At 58.3% G+C, this 12012-nt stretch carries 8 protein-coding genes; 5 read left to right on the forward strand and 3 right to left on the reverse strand.

What is annotated here, in order from left to right; all coding sequences use genetic code 11:
- Positions 1 to 13: 13 nt before the first annotated feature.
- A complete protein-coding gene (locus SJY10_RS00260; RefSeq protein ID WP_386679026.1) occupies positions 14 to 1300 on the reverse strand; it encodes a hypothetical protein in 1287 nt (428 codons plus the stop codon).
- Positions 1301 to 1719: 419 nt separating this feature from the next.
- Here SJY10_RS00260 and SJY10_RS00265 point away from each other — a divergent pair, with 419 nt between their 5' ends.
- The 4 genes from SJY10_RS00265 (at position 1720) to SJY10_RS00280 (ending at position 7489) form a co-directional block, all read left to right on the forward strand.
- Positions 1720 to 2466 (forward strand): LuxR C-terminal-related transcriptional regulator, encoded by a 747-nt coding sequence (locus SJY10_RS00265; protein WP_386679027.1) that lies wholly within the window; start codon positions 1720 to 1722, stop codon positions 2464 to 2466.
- Positions 2467 to 2710: 244 nt separating this feature from the next.
- Positions 2711 to 4024, forward strand: a complete 1314-nt coding sequence (locus tag SJY10_RS00270; RefSeq protein WP_386679028.1) for a polysaccharide biosynthesis/export family protein — start codon at positions 2711 to 2713, stop codon at positions 4022 to 4024.
- Entirely contained in the window at positions 4021 to 6306 is a 2286-nt protein-coding gene (locus SJY10_RS00275; protein WP_386679029.1) for a GumC family protein, read from the forward strand. Before SJY10_RS00270 ends, SJY10_RS00275 begins: the two co-directional genes overlap by 4 nt.
- Entirely contained in the window at positions 6299 to 7489 is a 1191-nt protein-coding gene (locus SJY10_RS00280) for a glycosyltransferase (RefSeq protein ID WP_386679030.1), read from the forward strand. The genes SJY10_RS00275 and SJY10_RS00280 overlap by 8 nt, the downstream gene beginning before the upstream one ends.
- Here the strand turns inward: SJY10_RS00280 and SJY10_RS00285 are convergent.
- Positions 7486 to 9297 (reverse strand): CocE/NonD family hydrolase, encoded by a 1812-nt coding sequence (locus SJY10_RS00285; protein WP_386679031.1) that lies wholly within the window; start codon positions 9295 to 9297, stop codon positions 7486 to 7488. The two genes, SJY10_RS00280 and SJY10_RS00285, sit on opposite strands and share 4 nt — an antisense overlap.
- A 29-nt stretch (positions 9298 to 9326) precedes the next feature.
- Here SJY10_RS00285 and SJY10_RS00290 point away from each other — a divergent pair, with 29 nt between their 5' ends.
- On the forward strand, positions 9327 to 9983 hold the full coding sequence (locus SJY10_RS00290) for a 4'-phosphopantetheinyl transferase family protein (protein WP_386679032.1): 657 nt from the start codon (positions 9327 to 9329) through the stop codon (positions 9981 to 9983).
- A gap of 8 nt (positions 9984 to 9991) precedes the next feature.
- On the opposite strand, the gene SJY10_RS00295 is transcribed toward SJY10_RS00290, so the two are convergent.
- On the reverse strand, positions 9992 to 12001 hold the full coding sequence (locus SJY10_RS00295; protein WP_386679033.1) for a hypothetical protein: 2010 nt from the start codon (positions 11999 to 12001) through the stop codon (positions 9992 to 9994).
- Positions 12002 to 12012 lie beyond the last annotated feature (11 nt).

Here is a 12012-nt window from a genome sequence, read left to right on the forward strand (position 1 = left end):
TCAGGCTGTCTAACTACAGACCGCTGACCGAATTCGCCACGTTTGTAGCCGCTTGCGTGACACTGCTTAGATCATCGGCACCAAACATGCCGTTAGTTGCAATCTGTGTCCCGTCAAAGCTTTGGCTGACGTCCGTCATACCTGTCAGGTCGGGCAGGGCGCCGGCTGACAGGATATTGGCCACGTTTGTCGCGCTTTGGTCAAAGTTCGAAACGTCAGCGGAATAGCTGAAGTCCGAATTGGTCGCGAGGTTCGACGCGGCCTGATCGACGCTGAAGGCATCCTGTGACACGGTCCAGCCGACGTTTGTGACAGTTGCCAAGTTGATTGCGTTCAGCGCTGACTGGTCGATGATCGCCGGATCGCCCGCAATCGCTGGGGCCGCGCCGGTGATGCCGAGGCTGGCAAAACGGACGTAGTTTGATGCGTCTTGGCCGCTACCATCCGTTCCGTCATAGACTTGTGTGATCTCGGCTCCGTAAAACGATCCGCCAGAGTTCGGAGAGTTTTCGCCAACGCTCAGGCTGTTGGCGACGTTCACCGCGCTTTGCATCAGGTTCGTAATCGACGCACGGTAATCCGTGTCAAACGCGTTGTTTGCAGCAATCTGGCTGGTGTCGCCAAAGATATATTGCAAAGAGTCGCCTTTCAGATCGTCCTCGACCTCTGCAAGGTTCATGACGTTGACCGCGTCCTGGGTGACATCGGTAATACCCAGATCTACATCAAGATCGTTGCCTGCAAATTGGGTGCTGTCGTCAATTTCCTGCAACAGATCGTCCGGCATCGAATCTGATTGCAGGTCGTCCATTGCTGCCATGTTCATGACGTTGGTTGCGTCCTGATCAATGCCAGTGCTGGTGCCATAGCGTATGTCGATATCATTGGATGCTGTCTGGTTCGCATTATCGACAACCTGCGACAGATGATCGATATCATAGCCTTGGCCGGCGTCCATTGTCAGATCAACGCTATTCAGCACGTTAGTGCCAGCCTGCGCGACGGTGTTAAGTTCTGCAAAATTGCGGCGGTTGCCGCGGGTATCGAAATCATTGACGGCGGTTTGTGTCATGCCTTCCTCGGATGACTGGGTAACGTCATCCAAAGACCCGAAATCAATAGAGATGATATTCGCCGCGTTGACAGCAGCCTGAGAGAAATCCGTTGCGTCATCGCTGATCCGGATCGTATTCAACGCTTCCTGAAGTGCGTTGACGGTTTGGGAAATGTCTGTCTGTTCAGCCATGGCCGGCATGGCCAGTAGTGATGCAAATGCAGTTGTTGCAAGGAACTTGTTCATAATAATCTCCTCCAATCAATTTGCCCTAGGGATAGAATGCGGGCATCGGTATGTCGGTCCAAATCGGGCCGGCATATTCAAAACCAACGGTTAAAAGGTAGAGGCGCATTTGAATGAGGCGGAAACCGATACAAAGTATCGGGTCCAAAAGGATCGGCCTACGTTAAGCAGTACGATCCTCAGCTCCATCGCTCCCCCCAGAGCCGTTTGGAATGTTGAAAAGCGTCGCATCAAGGTGAAAGCCGGTAAAGTCGGGTAAATGCCTACAGGTTGTTTTTTGTAATGCGCGCCGCAAGCATTTGAACGATCGAGGTTTTCAATTTACCATGCACTTATCGGGATGAAGTTGTGAAGCCTTTTGACCTTGCGATCAAAAAATGACTTCGTGAACCGTAAGTGATGTGTTAACATACCGGTTATTGAACGATCAAATGTTAATAAACCCTAAATGCTGTGGCGATTTTTATGTGCCGTGGTGTTTGCAGTGCAGCTGGTTACGGCCGCAATTTTTTAGGCTAAGGCTGTTCTGTCATGACTTATTTAAGGCAGACTTTATGTTTAGACTTCATAATCATACAGCCAAAACGCATACCTTGCCCGCGCGGTTGCCATCAGGACTTAGGCTGACGATCCTTTCAGATGATGAACACGTCCGGGTCCGCGGTCGGCAGGCGGCAGCGATCCTTGGCGGGGTTGTCGATGGAGAATTTGCTAGCCTGGATAACGTGCCAAGCAGCGATACAAAGGCTGATATCTATATTCTGGACCCGCGCCTGTTAAGCGATCCGGCGAAAGATGCGCCCGGTCTGCTTGATGATCGGGGTAATTCCGTCGTGCTGTTCGGTGCCCCCGCGGGGTTGGTCGCGACGCGTTCCGCTGTGCGCCGCGTGGTGGATGTGGATATGGGGCCAGACGTTCTGGCGACGGTTCTGCGCAAGGTAAAATCGGATTCGGCGGCGCAGCAGGAACCGCCAAAGCTAAGCCTGCGTGAAAGGGAAACGCTGCGGCTTTATGGTCGTGGAATGACCTTAAAGGTGATTGGGCATAGGCTGGGTATCAGTGCCAAGTCAGCTGAAACCTATAAGACGCGCGCCTGTCAAAAATTGGGTTTGTGCGACCGAGCGGCTGTTCTGACTTTCACCGAACCGTCGCTGGACCAAATTTAGGTTTCTGGATTCGACACTGCAGTATTAAGGCCCGTTTCCACTCGGCACCGTGCGGATAACCGCAGTGGTAATGTCTAATATCTGTTCAAAAACGGCTGGTTTTTTTCAATTACGTACCCTTTAGGGCAACGGCACCCGATTTGACTAGGATAATTACAAAGTTTGACTTATCGGTTTGATACACACCGATTCTATTTCAGGTGCGAAAAATTTTTAACCTCAAGATATTTGTCGCGAGGGCAATATGTTTAGTTCGACTAAAACGGCGATTTTCGCTGTCCTTCGGCGTATGTTAAAGGCTGGCTCGTTTCGGCTTTTGTCTGTGTTCTGGCTTGGCACAATTGCTTTGTTTAGTTCTGTAAACTTTGCCGCCGCGCAAAGTGCGCTGGCGCGCTATGCGATATCCAGTGGCGATGCGTTGCAGCTGGATATTCTGGACGATGCCGAACCCCCTTATCCCTTGGTCGTGGGAAACAGCGGCGATGTTCAGCTACCGTTTTTGGGAAGCCTTTCAATTGCTGGGCTGACACTGTCTGACGCGCATAGGCATATCTTTGATGCCTATGTGGATGGTGCGATTTTCCTGTCGCCAAAGCTTGATTTATCGGTCGTAAATGTACGCCCTATTTCGGTTCTGGGTGACGTGCAAACGCCCGGATTTTTCGATTACCACGCTGATATGACGTCAGAGCAGGCCATCGGTCTGGCTGGCGGGCTGATGCGCGAGCTTGGCGGAGAAGAGGCGCGATCGCTGCAACGGGTGGCCCTGCGCGGTGAACTGGCCGCAAATGAGGCCGCCATCGTCCGCGAGGCTGTCGCAGCCGAACGTTTGCGCATGCAGTTTGCCGGACGCGACCGGATTGATGCGGCGCAGATCGTCCTTGACGCAATAGATCAGCCCGATGCTGCACTGATTGCCACCCTGATTGCCCAAGATGAGGATATCATTGCGGCAGAACGTGCGCACTTTGAAGCGGACCGCGACCTGATCACCCAAGCGATTACCGATGTCGGGCTTCAGGCCACCCTGATTGAAGAGCAGATTACCGCGCAAGTTGCACAAATCGCCAGCTATGACGAAGAGCTGGCAAGTGTTGCCAAGCTGCAGGATCAAGGACTGGTGGCATTGCCGACCCGCAACCGGCTGCTGCGCGAAGTGTCTGACGAGGAAACCAGCCTGCTGCGCCTGCGCACCACCCTTGTTTCAACGCAGCGGGAAATGAACCAGCTTAAGCGAGAGTTGCTGAATCTGGACTTCCAGCGTGCGCAGAACTGGCGGCAGGAAATGGCGGATGTCGGCGTTGCGGCAGCGCAGCTTCGCGAAACCCGCGCCTCCTTGCTTCAGCGCCTTGCGCTGCTAGAGGACTGGACCCGCCGTTCCGCGGATACGGCCGAAGACACGCGGATAGAACTGATGGTGCGCCGACGCGCGCCGGCGTCGGGGCTTAGGACGTTTGCCGTGACCGAAACTGATCCAATATTGCCCGGCGATGTGCTGATCGTGCGGCTGCTGCGCGACACATCCAGCCCTGACCTTTTGGCGGAGGGAACGCTATGAACCGGATGGCCTTCAAGCATCGGCCTTTGCCTGATCCGCCGCGTGGCAGCCATGCCTCGGCAGGCCCGGATGCAATTGATTTGGCGTCAATCGGCGGTGCGCTGCGCCGGGGGCGCTGGCTTATTCTGGGGTGCATCGTCGTTGCGGGTCTGATTGCCGTGCAGGTTCTGCGGACCAGCAAGCCGGTCTATTTTTCCAATGTCGAAATTCTGCTTGATACGCGGCAGGAACGGATTGTCGGCGTTGAACAGATCGTATCTGATCTGAATGTGTCCAATTCGACCGTCGCGGGCGAGGTGGCGGTGCTACAATCCAACCTTTTGCTGGGACGCGTCGTTGATCAGCTTGACCTGGTCAACAACCCGGCCTTTGACCCCTATCTGGTCGAAGAGCCGGGGGTCGCCGCGCGAATGGTCGATGGAGTCAAGACGCAGTTGGCGCAGTTTGGTTTGCTGCAAAATGTGCCAGAGCCGATGCCCGATGCTGCCGGTGACACGTCTGGCACGCTAAGCGCGCAGGACGCACGCAATCTTGTAATCTGGCAGTTGCGCCGAAACCTGAGCATTTTCCAAAGCGGTATTTCTTACGTCATCACCGTATCAATGAGCGCGCATGACCCGGCCTTGGCTGCCCGCATCGCCAATGCTGTGGCGGATCAATATATCGAGGACCAACTTGCCGGCAAACTTTTGGCGACGCAGCGGGCCATCGACTGGTTGGATAACCGGCTGGTAGAACTGGAAGGCGCGCTTCGCACTGCAGAAGATGCGGTCGTGGAATTTCGTGCACTTCAGATCCGCGATCAGGGCGGCAACGTGCAGGGCGTGGCCCAACAATTGTCGCAACTGAACGCAGCCGTGGTCGATGCGCGCAACGAACGCGCTGCCGCCGAGGCTCGGTTGACACAGGCCCAACGCCTGTTGAATGAAAACGGCCCCGAGGCCGCAGCCGCAGCGCTGAACACGCCCCGATTAACCAGTCTGGATACGGAAATGGCAGATCTGGAACGGCGTAGGGCGCAGCTGGCTACCCGTATGGGTCCGCAACACCCTGATATGCTGGCCGTTGATCTGGCTCTGAATGATTTGAAACGCGACCGTGTTGCTGCAATTGATACAGGTATCAAAGAGCTGGAGTCGGCGCTTGCGCAGGCACGAGCGCGCCAGAATGCCGTGTCGGACGACATCAAAGGCACGCTTCAGCGTCAACTAGATTTGTCGCGAACCTCTGTCAGGCTTAGTCAACTGGAACGGTCTGCCAGTGCAACACGGCAGGTCTATGAAAGCTTTCTGAACCGGTTTCAGGAAACCACCCAGCAGCTGGAATTCCAACGCCCTGACGCACGGATTATTACCGAAGCGCAGCCGCCGCTTAGTCCGGCAAGGCCGCGCAAAAAGCTGATTATCGTCGTCGCTCTGTTTCTGGGAGGGATACTTGGCGTTGCAACGTGTTTTGCCAAGGAAGCGATGGACCGAAGTATTCGCCAGCCAAAACAGCTTGAGCGTCTGACTGGCACCAAGGTCCTGGCGTCCCTCCCAAGGCTTGCGGCACCTGGTCCGCTGCGCAACCTGTTGTATCGCAAACGTCACCAGCACGATGCGTTAATCTACGACGAAGGTCTGCGCGTGTTGCGCTATACGTTGACGAACCCTGCATCGCGCAGGCCGCCGCCAAAAGTTGTTATGTTGACGGGCGCAGACTGGAATGTCGGCTGTTCTGTAACGGCGCAGGGACTGGCGCAGGTGCTGTCTGCTATCGGTCAAGACGTCGTCATCGTCGAATCCAATTTCAGACGTCCAAAACAGGCCGAGCTTTGGGGCGTTGAAGATACCGACACGACGTTGAATTCCTATCTGGCGGGTGATGTCGATCTTGCCCAGGTTTTTGCGCGTCATGTCGAAAAGCGCGTCTGGGTGGTTACCGCAGCCCGAACGACGGGAAATGCCGCCGACCTTTTGTCCGGCGACCGCTTCCGCGTCCTGATCGAGGGGCTGTCGGCACAGTTCGATACGGTCATACTGGACGCGCCACCTGCGATGGGCGTTGCCGATACTACCATTCTGGCAGACGTCGCTGACGCGGTCGTTGTTGTGGCTCGTAGTGGCCGCACGCGCGGCGATGCCGTTGTATCCGCCGTCCAGCTCATCGGGGCCTCTGGTGCGCCTGTGCTTGGTACAGTTTTGACCGATGCCGAAATCAGGCGAAAGGGATTGCCGGTTTCGGCACCGCAGCCGCCCGTTGCAAAGCAGCCCGACTTTGCCGAAGGGATGACCGATGCCTGAAGATTCTGCCGCTATCGACATTTCCAAAACCGATCTTGCGCCGCCTGCACGTGTCGCGCTGGTTCATTACTGGCTGGTCGGTATGCGCGGAGGAGAGCGGGTTCTAGAGGAAATGCTGCGGCTTTATCCTGACGCCGATATCTTCACCCATGTCGTTGATCGGGCCGAAATCAGCGCCGCCCTTGCGGCCCGCCCGATTACGCAAAGCTTCGTCGGACGCTTGCCGGGTGCGCGCAGGCACTACCAGAAATACCTCGGCCTGATGCCCCGCGCGCTGGAAGAGCTGGACCTAAGCGCCTACGATCTGGTGCTGTCGTCGGAATCTGGCCCGGCAAAAGGCGTCATCACGCGGCCCGATGCGACGCATGTCTGCTATTGCCATTCGCCCATGCGATATATCTGGGATCACTACGCGGCGACCAGTGCCCAGTTGGGGTGGTTGCAACGCAAATATTTCTCTCATCTGGCACATCGGCTGCGCCAGTGGGACACCAGTTCAGCCGCGCGGGTTGATCATTTCGTTGCAAATTCGCGCTTTGTCGCGGGTCGGATCGGACATACCTACCGGCGGGATGCGGCAGTGGTGCATCCGCCTGTCGATCTTGACCTGTATGGGCCGGCGGGCACCGGGGGCACCCCTGTCCCGCAGGCTGACCGGGGCTATTATCTATATGTCTCCCAACTGGTGCCTTACAAACGTGCGGATCTTGCCATCGACGCATTTCGTGGCCTTGATCTGCCGCTCAAGGTCATTGGGCAGGGGTCAGAGTATGCACGCCTTGCGCAGAATGCCCCCGGCAATGTGCAGATGCTTGGGCGGGTGGGCGATGACCGTATGCCAGATCTGTATCGCGGTGCCCGCGCGCTGATTTTCCCCGCAGAGGAAGACTTCGGCATTGTCCCTGTGGAGGCTATGGCATGCGGCACACCTGTGCTGGCCTATGGCCGCGGCGGTGCGCTCGACTCCGTCGTTTCAGGTCAGACTGGCCTGTTCTTTTCCGAACAGTCCGTCGCATCCTTGCAAGCCATTATCGGCGATTTCGAGGCACGGCGCGATGACTTTGATCCGGTCCGCATAGCGCGCCACGCGCAGGGCTTTGGGGCGGACAGGTTTCGGGCGGCCCTTCAAGCGCAAATCGACGGGGCGCGCCGACGCCATCGTGACCGGTTCGCGGCGGTTTAATGGGCGGGCTGAACCGGCAGCATCAATGCAGAGCCGCTGGCCGGACCGAACCAGACCGTCGTATGCGCAAGCCGCGGCGTATCCGATTGCGCGTTCAAACCTGGACCGTTCATATGCCGTTCCAGCCTTGGAAAACTGGCAGAGCTGATATGAAGTCCAAGGCGATGCCCTTCGGCAACGCGATAGGCGATCGGCGGAAACGCTATCGTGGCAGTGACAAGATCATCGGGTGTCAAAAGGGGGGCCGGGTCATCAAAACCGTCCCTGTAGCGCAGTCGCAGCGCCCCCTGCTGGATCGCAAGCATTGTGCCATCGGGGGCAATATCCATCAGCACGGCAACCAGATCGGTATCCGGAACATCCGTCGATATGACGATTTCGGCAGTGATGTTACCTGCCAGCGTCAGGGGATCGGACAAAGGCCCGGATGTGAAACCAAGTATGTCATGTCGCGCCGCATTCGGCCGCTGGTCCAAAGGTCCGGCGGGCAAGTTCAGGCCGCCGGTGCAGCAAATCGGACCGCCAATAGACGGCGTAGGGTCCATGGGGTCATAGGTAAAGTCGGCGCTACCTGCCGCCTTTGGTATGTTTTGCGTCATTTTCCCTGGTTCCAGATACCAAGTTTGCATCGTCACATCGGCTGGCGGCCAGACATCAGAGCTGTCCCATCGGTCTGCACCGTTCACGAAATAGGTATATTGCGGCAGCCGGGGCAGGGGGCCGTCCAGCAGCCAGTGGTTAAGCCAGCTTGCATAGATCGCGTCAAGGTCCAGCGCACTGTCCGGGGCGACGGCCAGATCGCCTACACCGCCTGCAGCAAAAGCCGCTTGCAGATCGCAATGCAGGCCGGGGCCTATGATAACGTGCTGATGATTGCGCGCCGCGTCCGTCACGGCACGTTTGCGCATCAGCGCCGCCGCTTCGAACGTGCCGCGCACGCCGATATCGTGCCAAGTATTGATGTGCAGGGCAGGCGTGTCAAAGCTGTCGTCGGACTTCAGGTAGCCAAGCGCGTCCCAATAGGCGGTATTGTCAAAGTTGCGCAAAAAGTTATCGTAGTCGGTCGGGTCGGACCGGTTGCGCGACACCAAAGTGCCTGTTGGCAGCTGACCGATCACCTCGGCCGCATCTATCGGCACGCCGTGCATGTGGTCGCCGGTCTTGCCGCCGTTGGCGGAAAACCAGCCATAGGCCGCGGCAAGGTTGGGAATGCCACCCTCGAAAAAAGCGAAATAGGCTCTGGATGCGCCGCCGGTCCCGATGGCACCGCCAGCGCCTTCTGCAATCAGTGCGCGCAGATGGGGTGCACCAGCCTTGGCCTGCATCAGCTGCACCTCGCCCAGGGCAGAGCATCCGCCCATCGCCACCCGTCCATTCGACCAGTCCTGTGCGGCAATCCAGTCCAGCGTGGCGGCGCCGTCGGACACGGTGTCAGCGTAGGGCGTAAATGTGCCGCCCGATCCAAACCGTCCACGGATATCCTGCACCGCAACGGCATAGCCGCGTGGCACCCATGTCCGGACCCAGCGCAGTGCTTCGCCGTAAGTGGTCTTTCCATAGGGCAGGCGGATCAGGATCGTGGGCAGATCGGTATCGCTTGCTCTGGGGCGATAAAGGTCGGTGGCCAAAGTAATGCCATCGGGCATCGGGATCATGATGTTGGAGTCAAGAGTAATGCCAAGAGCCAGTCGTTTGGCTTGAAATCCCAACTGTCCCCGCACCTCGCGCAGGCGGTCAAGCTGGCTGAGGCCAAGTCCGGCGACGGCGGCGCAGACAAGGCACCCAGCCATGACGCGGCGCAGCGTCATGGCCGCAGCCTTTGGGCTGGCAGGTATTCATGACCGTATGGATTGATATATGGGTTTGGGATTTGGTTAATCCCGACCCTGCGGTTCTGTCGCGCGATGAAACCGCTCGCGCGGCGCGCTTTGTTTTCAACCGCGACAGGGACCGCTACATTGCAGGCCGCAGCCGACTGCGACGCATCCTTAGCTCTTATCTGAACCAGAACCCGCGTGATGTTACCTTCTGCTATGGTGACCACGGTCGGCCAGATGTCCATGGTCTGCAATTCAACCTGAGCCATACCGGCGATTTGGCCTGCCTTGCCGTTTCGCGAAGTGCGCATCAACTTGGACTGGATATAGAGGCGGTGAGGCCCATCGACCTTGCCGTCGCGCGGGCGCATTTTGCGCCGGAGGAGATGGCAGCGTTGGTGTCTTTGCCGGACAATGACCGGGTCGCGGCCTTTTACCGGTGCTGGACCCGCAAAGAAGCGTACCTGAAGGCGCGGGGTACGGGATTGTCGACAGACCTTGCATCTTTCACTGTCACTATAACTCCCCAAAACGACCCCGAACTGACCTTTTGCGAAAGTGGCGATGCGGCAGCGTGGATATTGTTGGACCTTAACGTTGCACCCGGAATTGCCGGGGCCCTTGCGGTGCGAAGTGGGGGCGAAGATGTGCGCACTGCGCTGCGGACTGCGCCTTGATACGCAGCTTAGGCGGCACATAGAAAAATGCCTTCAATCTCTACCGGGCCAGTCATTTGGGACATATCGAGCCAAAGCGCGATATTGCTGAACCCTGCTGGCATTCGCCCGTCGCCTGCTGCTTCGGGGTGGGTATTGGCGGTGTTATTGCGGTAAATGCTCCATTCTGATGTGACTTTAACGGGCCAACTATCCCCCAAGGCCATTCGCTTGTCCCATTGCAAAGCCTGCACGGTAGCGATCAGCGTGCCGGGCGTTTGCGATCTGATGCGGAAATATGCGCCGACTTCTGCCCCCTGAACGGCCATGCCCACAGCCCAAAGGTGCCGCGTGCCGGAACCGATGATCACGGCCTTATCGTCGCCAGCGACGTAGGGCAGCATTGGACCCAGCGGTGCATCGCTTTGACGTAGATCGAATGGTGCGGCACCAAGAAGGTTCCGGTCCGCGCGGTGCTGCACCAGCGGAGCCATATGCCGGGGGCGGCGGCCCCGTAGATAGGACACATCCAGACGGCCGGGTCCGCCAGCCAGTGCACCGCTTTGACTGCGCAGATTGTAGATGCTGACCTCGCGCATAGCAGCGGTCGCCGCGCGGGATCGCAGCGCAAAGATGTGGTCGCACTGGTTGCCCCTGTCGAAATCGACACCCGTCACCAAGAAGGTCCCGCCCGCAATGTCAATATGCCCGTGGCCGATGTCGAACAGCGGCGCGTTTGCTGCTTTGGGGCGGTTTACCTCTAAATGGCAGCCTTGCAGCAGCACCCGCCCGGTTCCGACAACGACCTGATCGACAAAATCGATCGAACTGCCCGTCAGCACAAATTCCGCACCGTCGTTCAGGATGGCAATCTTGCCACCGTCGATGACGCTGTCTTGCAGCGTAATCATCTCTCCAGCATCGCGACTGCCGCCGATAAAGTGCAGGCCGACATCGCAGGCGATCCTCAGGTTTGTCGCGCGGATTAGATAGGCGCGGTGCGACAGAACCAGACCGGTCTGAAAACCGCGCACGGTCACGTCGCGCAACTGCAACCGCGATGACATGGCGTCGGCCTGTGTCTGGAAGCGCAAGCCGTGCAAGGCCGTGCCGCCACCGGGACCCGCGATTTCAATACCTTCAAGCCATTTATGGCCGTATTGCCGGCTGTTTCTGGTCGCGCGGATCAGAATGGCCTCTTGCATGCCATGTGTTGTAACCGTCAGCGCATCGATCCGTGCGGCACCGTCGGCGCGCAGGGACAGTGTCGCCGCGGCGGGATGGTCTTCGACTTCCAGGATGGACTGGCCGGGGGCAAGCAGTGTCGTGCCACCAAGCTGCGCGCCGTCAGCAGTCGCAAGCGTGACGAAAACGGCCGGATAATCCTGCCAGCCCGACAGCGCCCCCAGCGTTACCGCAATGCGAATTCGCCCGCCTTGGGGCAAAGCCAAGGGCAGGGTCAGCGCATCGCTGCCGGCAGGATCGCTGTGCAGCGCGTCGCCCTGCCAGTGCCAACCGGCAGCGGCCTTGATGTTTTGCAACGCGGCAAGGCTTTCGCTGCGGGGTGGCTCTGGCATTTCGGCGAAATCCAGTACGGCACCCGTGCCGCGCAGGATCACGGTCGTCGGGTCAACAATCAGCCTAGACCGACAATCATACCGCTTTGCCCCCAGGGCGATTTCGAAAGGGCCATAGGCGTCAGCATGTGTGATGGCGCGGGCGAGGCAAAGCGCGTCATCAGGCCCGTCATCTGGTTGTGCAAACCAAGAAGGGTCCAGCGTGCCTTGCGGGCCCATGCGGCGCCAGTGAACGCCATCAGGGCCGGCCACGCGCAACACGCCATCGATCGGGTGATCGTCGGCAACGGCTTCGAACCAACCTTGTCCGGGCACGTGGACCGGCCCTGGCGCGGCAGGCAGCTGCGCCAGATCCGACAGTTCGCGCAGGCTGCCAGTCACCTGACCCTGTGCAGCATTGGTCCCGCCCAGCGTCAGCCCTGCGATACCCGTTGCCCGCATCAGATGCCTTCTGGAAATCATGATCGTCGCCC

This window comes from Loktanella sp. R86503 (assembly GCF_042466455.1).
GTDB lineage: Bacteria > Pseudomonadota > Alphaproteobacteria > Rhodobacterales > Rhodobacteraceae > Loktanella.

Coding starts and splice junctions, on each gene's coding strand:
- SJY10_RS00285 (WP_386679031.1), bottom strand. CDS start 9,297: ATGACGCTGCGCCGCGTCATGGCTGGGTGCCTTGTCTGCGCCGCCGTC.
- SJY10_RS00295 (WP_386679033.1), bottom strand. CDS start 12,001: ATGATTTCCAGAAGGCATCTGATGCGGGCAACGGGTATCGCAGGGCTG.
- SJY10_RS00280 (WP_386679030.1), top strand. CDS start 6,299: ATGCCTGAAGATTCTGCCGCTATCGACATTTCCAAAACCGATCTTGCG.
- SJY10_RS00290 (WP_386679032.1), top strand. CDS start 9,327: ATGACCGTATGGATTGATATATGGGTTTGGGATTTGGTTAATCCCGAC.
- SJY10_RS00270 (WP_386679028.1), top strand. CDS start 2,711: ATGTTTAGTTCGACTAAAACGGCGATTTTCGCTGTCCTTCGGCGTATG.
- SJY10_RS00260 (WP_386679026.1), bottom strand. CDS start 1,300: ATGAACAAGTTCCTTGCAACAACTGCATTTGCATCACTACTGGCCATG.
- SJY10_RS00275 (WP_386679029.1), top strand. CDS start 4,021: ATGAACCGGATGGCCTTCAAGCATCGGCCTTTGCCTGATCCGCCGCGT.